Genomic DNA, 16,790 nt, shown 5'->3' on the forward strand with positions numbered 1-16,790 from the left:
CGCGGGCGAGGGCGATCGCCCGGTCGACGAGGCAGCGCAGCAGGCGGTCGAGCTCGGCGAACAGGTCCTGCTCGGCCGCCAGGTTCTCGGCGACGGCCTCGACGACGAGGCCGGCTCCCGCGACTGCTTCGGCGAGGTCGGTGCTGCCGTCGACGGCACCTTCGGTGTTCCGCAGGCTGTCGACCGCGCTGTGCAGGGTGGCGGCGTCGAGGTCGTGGAGACGTACTGGATGGCCCGCTCCGGCGAACACCTCTGCTATGCCGCGGCCCATCAGGCCCGCGCCGACGACGGCGACGGTCAGCATGCGGTGTACCCCCCGTCCAGGTACAGCACCTGTCCGGTGACGAAGGACGAGGCGTCGCTGAGCAGATAGATCAATGCTCCGGTGAAGTCCTCCGGTTCGGCCAGCTGGCCCAGTGGGATGCGGGCGAGCATGGCCTCGCGGGTCGCGGTGGCCTTCTCGTCCTGCTCGTACATCCAGGCGGTCAGCTCCGAGCGGAACACGGTGGGAGCCAGCACGTTCACCCGGACTCCGGAACCGCCCCACTCGGCGGCGAGACTGCGGCCGAGCAGGTCGACCGCGGCCTTGGAGGGGCAGTAAGCGGAGTATCCGGCGGGGTGGCCCAGCCGGCCGCGAGTGGAGGACACCAGTACCACGCTGCCTCCGCTGCCGTGGCCGAGCATGTGCCGCCCCGCCGCCTGGCACATGAGCCAGGAGCCGCGAACGTTCGCCGACTGCACGGCGTCGAAGTCCTCGACCTTCATCTCGGTGATCGGCGCGACGTGGTTCATACCGGAGGCGACAAGCAGTCCGTGCACGTCGCCGTAGGCCGACACGGCGGCGGAGAGGATCGCCTCGGCATCGGCCGGAGTATCTGGCCTGTGCCGGACGGTCTCGACCGGTCCGGGGCCGCCCAGTTCCGCGGTCAGCGCGTCGAGCTTGCCGGCGTTGCCACCGGCGAGGGTGAGCCGAGCGCCCAGGGCGTTCAGGGCGCGTGCCGCCGCACTGCCGAGGGCGCCGGTGGCGCCGGTGATGACGATGGAACGCCGCTCCACCGTGAAGCGGGAGAGAGGGGAAACAGCAGGAGCGAGTGCCACGAGAACCCCCAGGTTCCGTGATGCGAATCAATCGTGCCGGAGTGCGGTTCAACGTAGGGCTGGTTCTGCTCGTGGTCAATGGGCCGTGCGTAATCCGCCGCCACATGGCTCGGGTGGTAACGCCGCCGGGCCGTCTTTGCGCTCTGGTAGCCGGAGGCTGGGCTCCGGCAGCGGTCCAGTTGAATATCCCCGGCTCGCCTGGGACGCGTGAATGGGATCGGCAGAGGGCCGCTATGGCGGGAGGCGCCGTTGACGGTCGGCCCGTTCGGGCCTCTGTACCCCTGCCCGGACGGGGGTGCTGACGTGGTCGCCGGCGCCCCGAGAGTTGAAGGAGTACCCGGAAGCTTGTACTGATCACCCGGCAGTCGGGCAGCACCGCCGACAGGCCCAGCCGGCCCGCATGTGTCCGACCGGCTCTTGTGTTTCCCTGCGCGCTACAGCCCCTCGCCGTCGGCGGAGATCTGGCGCATCAGGCGGTCCAGGTGTGCGCGCATCACGGCGACCAAGTCGAAGGAACGTCCGCTGGCCAGCCACTGGACCCGCAGGCCGGAGTCGAGCGCCGCGCACTCCCGGGCGATGCTCTCAGGGTCCAGGCCCGACTTGAGCTCGCCCGACGCGGCGCCGGCGTGCAGGCGGTCCGCGAGTTCCCGCACGCCTTTCTCCTGCCACTGGGAGAAGAAGTCGTGCGCGGGGTGGTCCGGTGCCGTGGCCTCGGCACCCACCACGACGGCGAGTTCGAGGATTCCCGGCATGGTGAGGATGTCGGCGGTGTCGTCCAAGTGGCAGCGGAAGGCGTCCCGTACCGAGTCGGACACGCGTGCCCACTGCTCGTCGAGCCGCTGGTGCCAGTACTGCACGACGGCCAGCAGCAATTGCTGTTTGTCGCGGAAGTGGTGGAGGAGTCCGGCGTCGGTGATTCCGGCGTCGCGGGCGACAGCGGCCAGTGAGGTCTTGCGGTAACCGTCCTGGCCGAAGCGCAGCAGCGCGGCCTCGAGGATCTGGTTGCGCCTCGCCAGCCCCGTCGCGTAGCCGCCCCGCGGCCCCCGTGGTGTCCCCATGTGGACAACCGTACCGAGTGTCGTCGCCGACCAGCGCGGGAGTGCTGCTGCCGTGATGGAGATCCCGCGCTGCCGACTCCGTCCGGTGTGACGTGCGCCACTAGCTCAATGCCTAGCGTGCACTAAGTATTGGCTTCATCATCATCCGAAAGCGAGGGAAAGTTTCGAGCCTGTGGCCATTCCTCCCACGCCCCGGCCTCCCCCCCCTGTTCGCGAAAGGAGGCGGCTCCATGACACCCACGTCTGCTAGCCCCTCGCTCGACGCAGCATCGTCCGAAGGCACCGAGAGATGGACGCCGCGACTGGTCGCCGTACTCGTCGCGCTCATCTGGCCGACCCAGCTCCTGGCCGCTGCCGGCATACTGGGGGCCAATGCGACCGCCAGCGTGGCGCAGAGCTTCCGCACCACCCATGTGGCCTGGTTCGGTCTGACCGTCGTCCTGATCTCGACGCTGCTGACGCCGTTCGTGATGAAACTGGGTGACCGGTACGGCAAGAAGCGGCTCATGCTTGCGATGACCGCCTTGGGGGTCCTCGGCGACGTCATCGCCGCGATGGCGGGCAGCTTTTGGCTCCTGCTGGTCGGACGGGCCGTCGCCGGTTGCTACGGCCCGTTCGCCGCCCTGTCCTTCCCCGCTGTGCGGGACATCTTTCCCGCCCGGTTGGTGAAACCGGCCAGCGCTGTCCTCGGCAGCAGCGTCGGTCTGGTGGCCCTGGCCGCGCCGTTCCTGGCCGGCTGGCTGGTCGACGGCTGGGGCTACGAAGGCGTGATGTGGTTCCTGGCCGCTGCGTCCGCCGTCGGCTTCGCGCTGATCGCCCTCCTGGTGCCGCAGACCCCGCGGCACGACCGCCGGCCCGGCTTTGACTGGCTCGGCGGCCTGGTCCTCGGCGGCGGCCTGACCGCGGTCGTCTACGCGGTCGGCCAGGGGGAGAGCTGGAGGTGGGGCGACACCAAGACTCTCGGCTGGCTCACCGCCGGCCTGGCCGCACTGGTCGTCTTCTTCTTCGTGGAACGCTCCAGTGCCCACCCGATTCTGGAGCTGAAGGTGCTCAGCCGCCGCCCGGTCGCCCTGGTCCTCGTCACCGGTGGGCTCGCACAGTCCGTCGCCTACACGATGCCCAGCATGGCGATCCTGCTCGCCCTCTACCCGCACATCCCCGGGGTCTCAGCCGGACTCGGATGGACCGCGCAGCACAACGCCGTCGTCAGCGTCACCTGGAACGTGGTGATGTTCGGGGCCGGCATCATTGCCAGCCGTCTGCTGCGCACGATCGACGCCCGCCTGCTCTGGTGGGCCGGGCTGGCCCTGATGGGGGTCGGATACGGTCTGGTCGGCTTCTTCCATGCCGACGAGACCCAACTCGTCCTCACCTCGTGCCTGGCCAACCTCGGCGCCGGTCTCGTCGTCGCGGGAGCACCAGTGCTGGTCGTCGGTGTGGTCTCCAAGGACGAGCAAGGCATGGGCAGCGGCATGCTCAACATGCTCATCAACTTCTTCGGCGCCATCGTCACCGCCCTCTCGTTCGCCGCCCTCGCCACACACAGCACCGTCGTGGACGGCACCGCCTTCTACCAGGACGGCGGCTACGCCTGGCTCTTCTGGACCGGAGCGCTGCTCACCGCGCTGACGTTGGCGATCTCACTGTTCATCCCGCCACTGCGGGACCCCGCGGAGACCGACGCTGCCCCCGCCACCTCATCGTGAGGTCATCGACACGCTCTCTTGCAACTCCCAGACCGGAACGCAGTTGGTCCACCGGCCGGAGATGTACGAGAACGGCGAGGTGTCTGCGACCGGTTGCGCGTGTGGGGGGCCTCCGACAGCACGGGAAGCGGGCATTCACAGCCTGATGCCCCATGCCGACGCGGTCGAAGACCTGAACCGGGTCGTCTCGGTGGACCCACCATCGTTCGTCCCCCAGCACCCGGTCGATGCCCGCAAAAGGTGCCTCCATGGCTTCGTCAAGCTGCAGCCGGAGTGTGCGACTGGCAGAACGTGCAGTCTCAAAGCATCGCGAAGAGGACCTCGATGTGGCGCCGGGCGAGTGCGACGAGGGCTGCGGCTTGTCGAACGTCTTCTTCCCAGCGCCATTGACGGCGGCGGCGTGACGTTCGCCCTTGCCGACATCCAGCCCCAGATGGACGCCGACGTCAGTTTCGACCGATACGGCCATCGCTCCCGCCCCTGCCTGTTCCCCGCCTCACCTGCGGCATCAGCGTGCAGGCGTCCACCTTGGAAGAGACTGCCGCATGGGTTGTGGGGATCGGCGCTCGTGCTTCTGATCAGCGGTCTGCCGATGCCTCCGGCGCTGGCGACAACACCTTTTCGATCATCTCGACTGGGGACTCAAATCGTACCGGGGCCGACGCGAAGGCCGGGAGCCTCTTTGAGAGGCCACTTGAAGGTAACGGGGCCCGGCCGGGGACCGGACGACCACGCCGTCGGCCGCTGCCGTGGGACTGAGCAGGAAGTCCACCTCGTTGCCGACGACTGCGGCCGATGCCTCGCGTTCGTCTCACGGCAGCCCAGGCCGACGAGGCACCTGCCTTCACCGCCATCATGGCCCACCTACGTGCCCCCTGTCGGCTAGTTCAGGACGGTCCCGCACCAGGCCGGACTTGGTCCCCGGCCGACGAGGTCCACCGCTCCCACGCCATCCGCGAGCGCCTGGGCAAGCGCGGCAGGCGGTGATCCCCGTTCCGGCGGACCAGCGAAGCCATCGTCGCCTTCGTCCGCGGCGGCGAGCCGGGCTGGTGCCTTGATCCGACGGCGCTCCGGTCGCCCGGATCTTCGACACCCTCTCCTCCGGCAGGGCCGACGTTACACCGATGTGCGCTCCCTGCTCGGCCCTTCTGCCCTCAGTCTGCCGCCGCAGCCGAACATGCACAGCCCGCACCGTACTCCTCGGCCATCCGAATTCGGATTCAGCTGTCGGCGGCCATACCTCGGTAGCTTCGCACCACCTCCGCGTAGGCCTTCGCGCTCGGCTTCGGGCGGCGTTGGAACGTCTCGCGGTCGACCTCGTGCAGCCCGAGCTGAGCCCCGTAGCCGAAGATCCACTCGAAGTTGTCCATGAGCGTCCAGTGGCAGTAGCCGAGGACGGGCGTGCCCGCGCCAGCCTCGGCCGCGAGCCCGTGGACCGCGGCGGGGACGAAGGCGGCGCGCTGTGCGTCGTTGGAGGTCTGGATGCCGTGCTCGGTCACGAGGACCGGCACTCCCGCCACCTCGTGGGCGTAGCGCACCGCGCCGGCGAGGGACTCGGGTGCGATGGCCGTGCCCATGCCGTTGAGCTCGCCGTCTCCGGGAACCTCGCCGTCGGGGCCGTGGACGATGCGCTCGTAGTTCTGCACGCCGATGAAGTCGTCGTGGCGGGCCTCGCGCAGCCAGTGGTCGTAGACCGCGGCGCGCTTGGCGTCCCGGCGTTCCTCGCCGCCGGGCAGCGCCACTTCGTCGGCGATGGCGATCGAGACGCCGACGGGCAGGTCGCCGCGGCGGGCCTTGATCGCGTCGCGGGCGGCGCGGTGGGCACGGGTGAACGCCGCCTGGAACTCGTCCTGCCGGTGGGCGGGGATGACGTTCGCGCTGGCGTAGGTGTCGCTTCCGGCGGCGCGTGCGGCGGCCGCGAGCATCTGCGTCTTGAGTTCTTCCGCCTCGGCCGGGAGCTTCGCGCCCGCCTGGAGCAGCTGTTCCAGGTTGGGTTCGTTGAGGGTGACGGCGTACGCGATGCGGTCGCCGAAGCGGGCCATGACGCGGTCGCACTGCTCGGCGAAGCGTGCCGGGGCGTCGTCGGCGGTCCAGGAGCCGGCCGCGGCGAACCAGTGCGGTGCGGTGAAGTGGCTGAACGTCACGAGGGGGGCCAGGCCGCGTTCGAGGCACCCGTCGACCTTGCGTTCGTAGTGGTCGAGGGCGTCGGCGGAGACGACACCGCGTTCCGGTTCGACGCGGGCCCATTCGACGGAGAACCGGAAGGCGTTGAGGCCGAGACCGGCGGCCAGGTCGAGGTCGGTCGCCCACTGCTGGTAGCCCTCGCAGGCCGCTCCGCTGGGCTCGCGGAACAGCGAGGGCGTGGTGTGCTCCAGGAACCAGGTGTCGCCGGCGCTGTTGTGGCCCTCGTTCTGGTGGCCTGCGGTGGCGACGCCCCACAGGAAGGTGTCGGGCAGGGTGGTGTGTGTCATGTCTGCTCCCAGTACTGAGCTGCGGGGAACGGGGTCCAGAAGGCGTGCCGGCCGGGTCCGATCTCCGTGGGCTCTGTGCCCGGCAGATCGACCGTCGCGGTGACCTCGGGCGGCACGAGGACGTCGACGTGCAGGGTGCCGCCCTCGCACCGCCAGCCGATCTCGGCGCGGCCGTACGGCGTGTCGTGCTCGGCCCGGGCCCAAGTGAGGCCGCCCCCGGGGCGGGGACGGAGCAGCAGCCGCCGGTAGCCCGGCTCGGCGGGGGCCAGACCGGCGACCGTGCGGTGCATCCAGTCGGCGACCGCGCCGAGCGCGTAGTGGTTGAAGGAGGTCATCTCCCCGGGATTCACGCCCCCGTCGGGCAGCATGCTGTCCCAGCGTTCCCACACGGTGGTGGCGCCCATGTCGACCTGGTACAGCCACGAGGGGCAGGACCGCTGGGTCAGCAGCCGGTAGGCGGTGTCCACGTGTCCGGTGTCGGTGAGCGCGTCGCACACCAGGGGCGTGCCGAGGAAGCCGGTGCCGATGCGGTGCCCGCGCCCCGCCACCAGTCCGGCCAGCCGGCGTCCGGCCTCCACTCGGTCGGCGTCGTCCTCCAGCAGCCGGAAGCACAGGGCGAGGGCGTAGGCCGTCTGGGTCTCCTCCGTGAGCCGTCCGCCTCCGGCGTGGAAGCGGGCGAGGAAGGCGTCGCGGACCGCGTCGGCCAGGGCGTGGTGGCGCGCCGCGTCGTCCTCGTGCTCCAGGACCTCGGCGGTGCGGGCCAGCAGCCGCGCGCAGTGCGCGAAGTACGCCGTGGCGACCAGGGTGGACGACGTCATGGCGCGGCCCGGGTCGTCCGCCGGGGCGGTCGGGTCCAGCCAGTCGCCGAACTGGAACCCCTCGCCCCAGATCCGGGCCGGCCCGGCGATCCGGTCGACGGCGTCGACCCAGGCCCGCATCGAGGCGTACTGGGCGCGCAGCACCTCGGTGTCGCCGTACCGCTCGTACAGCACCCAGGGGACGATGACGGCCGCGTCGCACCAACCGGCCATCGGCGGGTTGCCGGGCGGGACGGGCACCGGCGTGATCACCGGGATGCCGGGGCTGAACACCGGGGGCACGCCGCGTTCGTCGTCGCCCTGGTCGGCGGCGAGGTCGCGCAGCCAGGAGCGCAGGAAGTCGCGGACGTCGTGGAGGAAGGCGGCGGTGGGGGCGAAGACCTGGACGTCGCCGGTCCAGCCGAGGCGCTCGTCGCGCTGCGGGCAGTCGGTGGGTACGTCGACGAAGTTGCCGCGCATTCCCCACACCACGTTCTCCTGCAGGCGGTTGAGGGAGTCGTCCGAGCAGGAGAACCAGCCCGTGCGGCGCAGGTCGCTGTGGAGGACGACGGCCGTGACGTCGGCGGGGTCGAGGTCGCCGGGCCATCCCTCGACCTCGGCGTAGCGGAAGCCGTGGAAGGTGAAGCGGGGCTCCCACTCCTCGCCCGCGGGGTCGCCGCGCAGGACGTAGCGGTCGGTGGCGGTGGCGTGCCGCAGCGGACGGGTGCAGAGGTCGCCGTCCTCCAGGACCTCGGCATGGCGCAGGGTGACCGTGCGGCCGGCCTCGCCGCGGAAGCGGATGCGCAGCCGTCCGACGAGGTTCTGGCCGAAGTCGAGGATGGTCCGGCCCGTGGGCGAGACGGTCACGGAGACGGGCGCGAGGTGCTCGATGCGGCGCACCGGTGGGCTGTCGGCCGGGAAGAGGACGGCGGTGTCGAAGTCCAGGATCTCCACCGGCTGCCACGCCGAGTCGTCGAATCCCGGTTCGCTGAAGCCGGCCTGCTCGCGGCGGGCGTCGTACTCCTCGCCCTCGTACAGACCTGCGGCACGGACGGGCCCGGGGCTCCAGCGCCAGCCTTTCCCGGTGGCGACGGTGTCGGTGGAGCCGTCGGCGTACTCGATGCGCAGTTCGGCGAGGAGTCCGGTGTGCTCGCCGTAGATGTCCCGGGTGCCGCCGTTGAACCCGAGCAGGCCCCGGTACCAGCCGTCGGCCAGATGGGCGCCCCAGGCGCCCGGGCCCTCGCGGACCAGGGCGGTGACGTCGAAGGACTGGTAGCGGTGGCGGTGGCGGTAGCTCGTCCAGCCGGGCGCCAGGACGTGGTCGCCCACCACCGTGCCGTTGACCTCGAGTTCGTAGACGCCGAGCGCGGTGACCAGGAGCCGGGCCGACCGGACGGCTGCTCGCGCGGTGAACTCTCCGCGCAGCAGCGCGGCGGGGCGGGCCCCTTCGGCGGCCGAGGAGGCGGAGGGGGAAGAGGGGGCGAGGGGACGGGGACTGACGACCTGCGCGGTCCAGTGGTGGAGCATGGCGGCCATCATGCAACTAATACCTAGTGATGGCTAAGCATTCGCAGGTGTGGCGTGCGTCACGAGAGGGGCCGGTAAGGCGGCGAGCTGCGCATTCTCAGGTCGGCGCGGGGAGTTGCGCGGTGATCAGCCACAGGCCCTGTAGTGCGCGAGGCGCACAAAGTGCCTTCACGGCCCTGTGCCCTGCCCACCCGCGGCGGTTCCCGCACGGGCCGATCGGGCTGTCCCTGCATGATGCGGCCGAGCTGCTTCCCGCACTACTGCCGCAGACCCGCGGCCATGGCCGCGCCTTTGCGGGCGACGCCTGCGTGTTCCAGTCCGGGCCACAGGGCACTGTTGTCACCGCCGGCCGCGGCCAGACGGCGAGTTGGGCGGTCACCACACGTTGTGACAAGCACGGTTACGTCTTCTTCGGCACCACCACCGCAGCAACTCTCATCATCTGGCTCCGCAGGTGATCACCCGAATCACTCTGGAAGTCGGCATGTACATTGTCTCGTCGTGATCGAAAGAGTGGGCGGGCGAGTCGTCGCCGACAGATACGTGCTCGCCGACCGACTGGGCAGCGGCGGTATGGGCACCGTGTGGCGTGCCTGGGACCACCTGTTGCAGCGGACGGTGGCCGTCAAGGAACTCCATGCCGCGGGTGGGGGGCACGAGCAGCAGGCGTCGATGCGGCGTGTGCTGTCGGAGGCACGGGCGATCGCCCGGGTGACACATGCGCATGTCATCGACATCTACGATCTGGTGGAGTTCGACGGTGGCTTCTGGATCGTCATGGAACTGGTGCCGGGTGGCTCGCTGAGCGAGCGAGTGCGATCTGGCGGGCCCCTGTCACCAGTGCAAACAGCCCGTGTTGGCCTGGAGGTCCTGTCCGCGTTGGAGGCGGTCCACGCGGCCGGTGCGCTGCACCGTGACGTGAAACCGGCCAACGTGCTTCTGCGCGCGGACGGCAGCAGCGTGCTCACCGACTTCGGTATCGCCGCCCTGTCCGGTCACACAGGGCTTACGGGCACTGGGGGCGTGGTCGGCTCGGCCGAGTATATGGCCCCGGAACGCCTGCGCGATCAGCCCGCCGGACCGGCCAGCGACCTGTTCTCCCTCGGCGTCACCCTGTGTTTCCTCGCCTCCGGTCAGACCCCCTTCGCCCGTGCGGACCTCACGGCAACCTCGTTCGCCGTCGCCTTCGAACCGCCCTCCGTTCACGTCCGGGGCCCGCTGGGCGACGTCATCGAGCAGTTGCTGGACAAAGACCCCGCCAAGCGCCCGTCCAGCACACAGCTCGCAGACGCGCTGCGGTCGATAGTCGACGGCGCTCCCCAAACGGTGCAGGCCACACTGCGGCAGCCGGTGCGGCCACCGCGCGCGAACCGGCGGCGCACGGCGATCACAGGGGCGATCGCCGTGGCGGTGCTCCTCGCCGGAGCGGGTGTGACCGCATACGTCGCCGGAGACGACTCCGGCCCTGGTTCGCCCGAGCAGACCGGGCGGACGTCCACCGGCACCCATGCGGTCTCGCGGGTGGACGCGGTGATGCCGGTTCCGGGTGTGCAAGGCAGGTTCTGGGTGTTCGCCGGCAGTGAGTACATGGTCGTCGAGACGGGTGCGGACCCGGCGTCGGCGCGGCGGGTGGGCGGGCCTGCCCCGATCGCGCAGTGGCGCAAGACGTTCGGTGGCCTGGACGGTTTCACGAACGAGATCGACGCGGTCCTGCCGGTTCCCGGTGACGGGCATCGCTTCTGGGTCTTCTCCGGTGATCAGTACCTGCTCGTCCACATCGCGGGCGATCGCTCCGGCAAGGGCCGCCTCCAAGAACCACGCCCCCTCACCGACTGGCCGTCATTGAGACCCTTCCGAACGGATTGAACCAGCGCGGCTGGTCCACAGGATGCTGTTCTGGGTGGCGAAGACAACTGGAGTGACCCCCGAGATTCCGACACCTGGACGGTCCGCAGCACGAACAGGACGCCGACGAGTGCTGTTCGGTCAGGAACACGCAACCGCCCGGGATGCCGGTGGCGTCGTTCGGGAGCGGGTGGTAGCAACGGGGCCACCCGCTCCCACAGGTCGTCCGGAACAAGATCAGCACGCACCTCGGACACCTTGCCCACCAAGATCGTCGAGCGCAAGAGCCGCAGCTCAACTCATTCTGAAACGATCAGTTATAGGTCGCACGGTTCAACAGTGACCACCTATGAAACGAACGTGTTCTTGAGACCCGCGCGAATAGATCGGGGTCGGGGTTAGGGCAAAGATCCGGGGAGTCCATGAACGAGCAATTCGTTATGGCCTTTACGCTGGATGTTCTTGTTGGCTTCCGCGATCCGCCACTTCCAGCACAGGCGACACCAGCATATCCGAGAACGAACGCTTTTCTGTTCCTCATGTTTGGCGTCCACGCAATGAGTGTGCGCGACGATTAGGCGAAGGAGCCTCAAAGCGCAGGTCTTGGACAGGGCGCCCGACCGGTGAATGCCGAGTAGGTGGTGACGGATTTCCGCTATAGCCGTGGCTTCGGCAGCAGGCTTTTCGCACTCACGGAAGAACTCAACGGCATCCATGAGCAAGTTTATTGCATCCAGCTTGTAATGCGCTCGATCTAGCTCGTAGCTGACCATGAGTAGCGTCATGCCCAGTCGTGACGGGGTATCTGCACGCTTAAGGGAGAGATTCTTTACCGTTTCGGAAATCGCGAGGAGGTTCCTGAGGTGAAGTTCCCTTCTGAGGTGCGGGGCTGCAAACCCCGCAAGTACTGTGGCTGTAACTGCCCTGCCGCGCGCCGGGGCGGCAGTGATCATAGCGGTCAGATTCGAGTATTCTTCATCAAACCACTTGATGGCCTCAGAGAGGCCAGTGAAGCTCGGAGAAGCTGGCTCGTGCAGAGGAGTTAAACGCTCCTTTGCAATTATGTGTGAGCGGGCGGCTCTGGATGTCATCACATAGTGTCGGTGCAGGCGGTATTCGGCGGCATCGCGGTGGTCGGCGTGGGCGTGCTGATGGCCAAGCTCGTCGGCGTAAAGGCGCACCAGGTCGTGCAGACGCCAGCGGCCCCAGGTGCGTCCGTGTTCGATCAGATGGGCGCGGGCAAGATCCTGCAGCAGTTCCTCGGTGCGTGCTTGGTCGGTGTCGGCCAAGTGCGCGGCGGAGTCGGTCGACAGGTCTGGGCCGACGTTGAGTGGCAGCAGCCGGAATAGTCGAGTGTGATCGTTGCTCAGGTGCTGGTAGGACAGGTCGAAGGCGGCACGTACCCCGTGGTCCTCGCGCCGTAATCGGTCCAGTCGGGCGTGTGCGGCCTCCAGGGCCCGCACGAGAGATGACAGGGGGCGGGTGGGGGCGTCGGCGAGCAGGGCGGCGGCGATGCGCAGCGCGAGGGGGAGTCCGCCACACAGCCGGGCGATCGCGGCGGCGTGCTCGGGGCCCTTGTCGACCCGCGTGTCGGCGGGGCCGCGAGCTTGCAGGAGGACCTGGCGGAGCAGCTCGACCGAGTCGTCCTCGCCGAGGGCGTCCAAGTCGTGTAGACGGGCGTCGAGGTCCAGGGTGTGTCGGGAGGTGAGCAGGGCTCCCGTGGCGCCGTCAGTGGGAAGCAGAGGGCGGGCCTGCTCGGCAGTGAAGACGTTGTCGACGATGACCAGAATTCTGCGGTTCTGCTCGGCGAAGGCGGCCAGCACGCTGCGGTACAACCGGGAGCGGTCCTGCAGTTCGGCAGGGATGTGTTCCTTGGGTATACCCAACGCGCGCAGCAGGCCGTCCAGGGCGCGTTCGGGAGACACTCGGCGCTCCGTGTCGTATCCGAACATGTCCACGAACAGGACACCGCCGGGGAACCAGCCTGGTCGCTTGAGCGCGCGTGCAGCGGTCTGCACGGCCAGTTCGGTCTTGCCGACGCCGGCAAGTCCCGCGACCGCCGCGATCAAGACGGCCTGCAGAGGCTCCTTGCCAGGTTCCAGCAGTTCCAGCAACTCCTCGACCTGTCGGTCGCGGCCGGTGAAAGCGGGCGAGGCGGGAGGAAGGCCGGACAGCGCGGGGGTGATCTCCAGTGGCAGATGTACCTGGATGTCCCGGCCTTGGACCACCGTGTTGAAGAAGAATCCACCGCTGATCTCGTTCGACACCGCGGCGTCTGCCTCCCCCTCGCCCTGGGGGACTGCGTCGGGCATGCCTTTATCCCTGCGCGGAGGGGGTTTCGTGGTCGGGGGACGATGGAGGTGGAGACGCGGGCGCGGTGGTGAAGGAGATCCCGGAGAAGTCTCTGCCCTGCAGTGTCGTGCCGTGGAAGATGCCGCCGCTGATCGTGTTGTCCACCTTGCTGTCGCCGCTGCGCAGCAGCCCTGCCTGCTCGTGCCACCGCTCAAGGCCGAGGCGGAAATCGGCGTCCCTCGCAGCCCGCAGCGCAAGCGCGGTACTCAGCGCCTGCGCGCGCACTGGATCGGCCGGAACCCGCTCCAACTCCGTCAGCTCCGCCTCGCCCGAGCTCACCGCCGAATTTTCGTCGGCGTCCTGGCCACCTCGGAGCGGGTGCCGCACCAGCGTGCTCAGCCCCACCCACGCCTGACGGCCGATCTCACCGCCGGCGCCACCTGCCAACGCTGCCAGTAACCCCACCGATACCGGATCCATCGCGAACCCCCTCGTCCCAGCTGACCGTCCACGGACACGCTACGAGAATGCCCTTTGTTCGCGCATGCCAAATCCCAAAGTACGAAGCTGATGCCGATGATTCACTACCTGCGGGCCACATCGGGCCCGCGACGCGATGGCCACAACGACGGTGTGGTGCCAGACGGCACGCGCGTGCATTTCCGCTCCGAGTAGGCCATCGCTGTCAGCGGGCTGAAGAGCCGACGTCCCGGTGCGGGTCGTGGTCCGGATGGATGCCGAGTTCGTGGGTGGAGTAATCACCGAAGCAGCGGACCTGTAACACGCTACAAACCATCGAGGTCAGCGAAGCCCTTCAGCGTGTCTGCGCATGGCGGTTGTCGCTGTCCATGCCGACTGGCGGTCGGCGGAAGGTGCCGTACGGGTTGACGTTCGACCAGAACAGCGCGGTCAGGCCGCACTCGCAAGCAGCCCCGGTGGACGAAGAAGGCCACCCACGACAACTACCTGAGTTTTCGTTAGTTCTGTGGTGTTTGGGGATGAAGGGTCAGGCCGGTGTGGGCGAGGAAGGACCATGGGAGTTGCTCGCACCGCCCAGGCCGCCACCGGCCCGCACCGCCGCTCCGGCCCTTTCATCCGGCCGGAGCGGCGGCGGCAGGTCCGCCACCGTTCGCTGGAGCAGACTCGGTGGATGCCGCGTTTGGCGGCGTCGGCGACATCGGCGAGGTGGTCGCCGGCGAGGTGGGCCTGCTCGCGGGTCTTGATGGCCGACCACAGCAGTTCGACCGGGTTGAGTTCGGGTGCGTAGGCCGGCAGCCGCTCGAGGATGAGCCAGTCCTGCTCGGCCACCCAGGCCCGCATGCCCCGGCTCCAGTGGGCGGACAGTCCGTCCCATACCAACACCACCGGCTCGCGGGCGTAGAAGGTCCTGATCTGTTCCAGCACCTCGATCAGGGAAGAGGTGTCGTAGCTGCCTGGCTCGAGGTGGAAGCACAGCCGCGGGCGCGTTCGGCGTCGGCGGCGTGGTAGCCCAGCGCGGCGGCCATCCCGGCTCGTCTCCAGTTCAGCCGGTGCCGCAAGAGCGGAGTGCGGCCGCGGGGTGCGTAGGTGCGACGCACCTCGGGCAGCAGCGATACGCCTGATTCGTCGAAGAACACGATCCAGGCACGTTTCTTCACCGCCCCCTTTTGATGCGCGGCCACTCGTGGGCGACCCATCGGGCGATCTCGGACTCGCCCCGCTCGACGGCCTGGCGTCTGGGCCGCTGCAGACTCCATCCCAGCCGTCCGGTCAGCAGGCGCCATACCGAGGCGTGTGCCAACGTCACCCCCGTCACCCGCTCAACCACCACGCCGAGCCGTTCCAGCGTCCACAGGTCCGCCTCGAACCCATGCGCCTGGGCGCCCTGCTCCAGCGCAATGCGAACCGCTTCGAGCTGGGCGTCGTCCAGCTTGGGCGGCCGACCGGTGGCCGGACGACGCCGCAATGCCTGAACCCCGCCCTGCTCCCACAGTCGTTTCCACCGGCGCACACTCTCCGGATGCAGCCCCACTGCCCGGGCAACCTCGGATGAAGGACGTCTCTGCTCAAACAACTCGGCCGCGCGCATGCGACGGGCCTCGGCCAACAGCGGCCGCGTCAACGACAGAACGGAGACATCAGCAACAGCTTCCTGCGGCTTGGAAGACACACCATCATGCTCACACTGCCGAAGCTCCAACCACCACAGAACTAACGAAAAACTCAGTAAGCGACTCGGGTGTGTGGAGGCCGGGGAGACCGGTGCGCCGCCGTGGACCGCGGCTCGTGGTCGAGCGGGCGGTCTTCCAGTGGGTCGCCTGGTGCAGCGAGGTGCGGCTGCGCTCCGCCCTGAACTACGTGCGGCCCGTCGAGTACGAATGCGGCTGGTTGCGACAGCAGGAGACGCCCCACACTCCGTCCGGCACACGATCACCAGGTGCCACGAGAATCGGGACAGCTCAGGCCCAGGGGCCGCGAGTTGCTCCGGTGTCCAGGTCCCTTGGCCTGGGTGTCAGGTGTTGGTGTACTGGGAGGCGTACTCCTCGCTGGGCGGGATGACGGTGATGACGTCTATCAGCACACCGTCTGGGGCGGCGATGATGAAGTGGCGCTGGCCGAACTCTTCCGTCCGCAGTGGCAGCAATTCGGTCAGGCCGGCCTCACCCACGAGCCGCTGGTGCTCGGAGTCGACGTCGTCCACCTCGAAGTTCAGCAGCAGACCGCCCTGGAGCGCGGCCCGGTGGCCCTCGGGGACGGTCGGGTGGGTGTGGTCGAGGAGAGCCAGCTCGTACTGGGGGGTGTCGGGCCGGCGCAGACTGACGTACCAGTCCGACTCGAAGGTTGCGTCGAAGCCGAGGTGGCGGGTGTAGAAGTCGTGGGAGGCTGCCACGTCCCGGCTGGCGAGCACCGGGTAGAAGCCGCCGAGTTTGGTTGTGGGTGAGTTCGTCATGACGGAGGTCCTCCAGTAGCGTTTGACATACCCAAGGTATGTGAATCGTAGCGCTAGCATACCCTCGGTACGCGGAACGGGAAGGGGATGCGCTCGATGGCAGTCAGCCGGGCGGAGCAGCGGGCAGCCACGCGGCACGCGCTGCTGGCCGAAGGGCGGCGGCGGTTCGCCAACGACGGGTACCACCACGTGGTACTGGCGGAGGTGGCGCAGGCCGCCGGGGTCACCAAGGGGGCCGCCTATCACCACTTCGACAACAAAGCCGGGCTCTTCCGGGCCGTCGTCCGCGAGGTGCAGCAAGAACTGGGCGAGCGGGTCGCGACCGCAGCCGAAGACCACGAGGACCTGTGGGAGCAGCTCCGGGCCGGCTGCCGGGCCTTCCTGGCCGCAGGGGCGGACCCGGCGGTGCGACAGGTACTGCTTGTCGATGCGCCGACCGTGCTGGGCTGGGACGAGTGGCGGACCCTGGACGAAGAGTCCTCCGCCCGGCATCTCGCGGAGGCCCTGACGGCGCTCGCCGCAGCCGGGATCATCGCTGACCAGCCCGTGGAACCTCTGGCCCGGTTGCTCTCCGGGGCGATGAACGAGGCCGCACTCTGGATCGCCCGGGGCGGGGACACGCAGGCCGCGGAGCAGGCACTCGACCGGCTCCTGGCGGGGCTGCGCACCTCGGCCTGATCTCACGCGGACGCTCGGCCTTCCGAGTCGGTGCAGTGAAGGCGGTAGTCCGAGGAGCGGATCACTACTGGCGCCAACGTCGGCTCCGTCCGGCTCGCGGGGCGAGCGAGTCGCGAGCGGACTGATGTCACCGGTGCATGCGTGAAGAGACCGCCCAGTCCGCGATCGACACGTTCATCTCCGCGTTCAATGCCTCGGACGACGGCTACGTGACTGGGCTGCTTCCCAGGCCCTTACCTCGAACGTGGTTCTCTGGGGCTCGCGGGGCTGGAGTGAGGGCATCGAGGCGGTGGAACGGTTCGTGCTGGACATCCGGCGCCACCCGGCGGGGACTGGCACGATGGTGCGGCGCCTTGGTCGTCAGTCCGTCCAGGAACGCCTGCACGGCC

Annotated in this window: 13 protein-coding genes and 2 pseudogenes; 4 read left to right on the forward strand and 11 right to left on the reverse strand. The window is 68.9% G+C overall.

The genetic code is table 11. The annotated features are described in order from the left end of the window. The 3 genes from RIF68_RS07705 to RIF68_RS07715 form a co-directional block, all read right to left on the reverse strand. Positions 1-304: 3-hydroxyacyl-CoA dehydrogenase NAD-binding domain-containing protein (locus tag RIF68_RS07705; RefSeq protein WP_309050391.1), on the reverse strand; the 304-nt coding region annotated here is incomplete at its 3' end. After that, on the reverse strand, positions 298-1,098 hold the full coding sequence (locus RIF68_RS07710) for an SDR family oxidoreductase (protein ID WP_309050392.1): 801 nt from the start codon (positions 1,096-1,098) through the stop codon (positions 298-300). The genes RIF68_RS07710 and RIF68_RS07705, both read right to left, overlap by 7 nt. A 434-nt stretch (positions 1,099-1,532) precedes the next feature. Then, positions 1,533-2,156: a TetR/AcrR family transcriptional regulator gene (locus tag RIF68_RS07715; protein WP_309050393.1), complete on the reverse strand. Its 624-nt coding sequence runs from the start codon at positions 2,154-2,156 to the stop codon at positions 1,533-1,535. A gap of 230 nt (positions 2,157-2,386) precedes the next feature. Here RIF68_RS07715 and RIF68_RS07720 point away from each other — a divergent pair, with 230 nt between their 5' ends. Further along, positions 2,387-3,862, forward strand: coding sequence for an MFS transporter (locus RIF68_RS07720; RefSeq protein ID WP_309050394.1), 1,476 nt, complete (start codon positions 2,387-2,389; stop codon positions 3,860-3,862). Between the two features lie 1,220 nt (positions 3,863-5,082). Here RIF68_RS07720 and RIF68_RS07725 read toward each other — a convergent pair. Then, positions 5,083-6,333 (reverse strand): family 1 glycosylhydrolase, encoded by a 1,251-nt coding sequence (locus RIF68_RS07725; protein ID WP_309050395.1) that lies wholly within the window; start codon positions 6,331-6,333, stop codon positions 5,083-5,085. Continuing rightward, entirely contained in the window at positions 6,330-8,669 is a 2,340-nt protein-coding gene (locus tag RIF68_RS07730; RefSeq protein ID WP_309050396.1) for a glycoside hydrolase family 78 protein, read from the reverse strand. Before RIF68_RS07730 ends, RIF68_RS07725 begins: the two co-directional genes overlap by 4 nt. A 489-nt stretch (positions 8,670-9,158) precedes the next feature. On the opposite strand from RIF68_RS07730, the gene RIF68_RS07735 reads away from it, so the two are divergent. Further along, positions 9,159-10,523 carry a serine/threonine-protein kinase gene (locus RIF68_RS07735; RefSeq protein ID WP_309050397.1) on the forward strand — a complete coding sequence of 455 codons (1,365 nt, stop codon included), beginning with the start codon at positions 9,159-9,161 and terminating at the stop codon, positions 10,521-10,523. 80 nt (positions 10,524-10,603) lie between these two features. Here the strand turns inward: RIF68_RS07735 and RIF68_RS07740 are convergent. The 6 genes and pseudogenes from RIF68_RS07740 to RIF68_RS07765 form a co-directional block, all read right to left on the reverse strand. After that, positions 10,604-10,759 (reverse strand): annotated as a pseudogene (locus RIF68_RS07740) (transposase); the annotation flags it as partial. Between the two features lie 141 nt (positions 10,760-10,900). Continuing rightward, a complete protein-coding gene (locus tag RIF68_RS07745; protein WP_309050398.1) occupies positions 10,901-12,814 on the reverse strand; it encodes an NB-ARC domain-containing protein in 1,914 nt (637 codons plus the stop codon). A 4-nt stretch (positions 12,815-12,818) separates the two neighbouring features. Next, positions 12,819-13,274 (reverse strand): hypothetical protein, encoded by a 456-nt coding sequence (locus tag RIF68_RS07750; protein WP_309050399.1) that lies wholly within the window; start codon positions 13,272-13,274, stop codon positions 12,819-12,821. A gap of 429 nt (positions 13,275-13,703) precedes the next feature. Further along, complete coding sequence (locus tag RIF68_RS07755; RefSeq protein WP_309050400.1) at positions 13,704-14,198, reverse strand: transposase; 495 nt, start codon at positions 14,196-14,198, stop codon at positions 13,704-13,706. Positions 14,199-14,427: 229 nt separating this feature from the next. Then, positions 14,428-14,943 (reverse strand): winged helix-turn-helix domain-containing protein, encoded by a 516-nt coding sequence (locus tag RIF68_RS07760; protein WP_309050401.1) that lies wholly within the window; start codon positions 14,941-14,943, stop codon positions 14,428-14,430. Positions 14,944-15,285: 342 nt separating this feature from the next. Next, positions 15,286-15,723, reverse strand: coding sequence for a VOC family protein (locus RIF68_RS07765; RefSeq protein WP_309050402.1), 438 nt, complete (start codon positions 15,721-15,723; stop codon positions 15,286-15,288). A 96-nt stretch (positions 15,724-15,819) separates the two neighbouring features. Between RIF68_RS07765 and RIF68_RS07770 the strand changes: the two genes are divergently transcribed. Further along, a complete protein-coding gene (locus RIF68_RS07770) occupies positions 15,820-16,401 on the forward strand; it encodes a TetR family transcriptional regulator (RefSeq protein ID WP_309050403.1) in 582 nt (193 codons plus the stop codon). Positions 16,402-16,538: 137 nt separating this feature from the next. Next, positions 16,539-16,790, forward strand: a pseudogene (locus RIF68_RS07775) (hypothetical protein); the annotation flags it as partial.

The sequence above is a fragment of the Streptomyces sp. genome, from assembly GCF_031178505.1.
GTDB lineage: Bacteria > Actinomycetota > Actinomycetes > Streptomycetales > Streptomycetaceae > Streptomyces > Streptomyces gulbargensis.

Excerpts from the sequence above, each read along its gene's own strand:
- RIF68_RS07715 (WP_309050393.1), bottom strand. The coding sequence starts at position 2,156 with ATGGGGACACCACGGGGGCCGCGGGGCGGCTACGCGACGGGGCTGGCG.
- RIF68_RS07720 (WP_309050394.1), top strand. The coding sequence starts at position 2,387 with ATGACACCCACGTCTGCTAGCCCCTCGCTCGACGCAGCATCGTCCGAA.
- RIF68_RS07725 (WP_309050395.1), bottom strand. The coding sequence starts at position 6,333 with ATGACACACACCACCCTGCCCGACACCTTCCTGTGGGGCGTCGCCACC.
- RIF68_RS07730 (WP_309050396.1), bottom strand. The coding sequence starts at position 8,669 with ATGATGGCCGCCATGCTCCACCACTGGACCGCGCAGGTCGTCAGTCCC.
- RIF68_RS07745 (WP_309050398.1), bottom strand. The coding sequence starts at position 12,814 with ATGCCCGACGCAGTCCCCCAGGGCGAGGGGGAGGCAGACGCCGCGGTG.
- RIF68_RS07750 (WP_309050399.1), bottom strand. The coding sequence starts at position 13,274 with ATGGATCCGGTATCGGTGGGGTTACTGGCAGCGTTGGCAGGTGGCGCC.
- RIF68_RS07765 (WP_309050402.1), bottom strand. The coding sequence starts at position 15,723 with ATGACGAACTCACCCACAACCAAACTCGGCGGCTTCTACCCGGTGCTC.
- RIF68_RS07770 (WP_309050403.1), top strand. The coding sequence starts at position 15,820 with ATGGCAGTCAGCCGGGCGGAGCAGCGGGCAGCCACGCGGCACGCGCTG.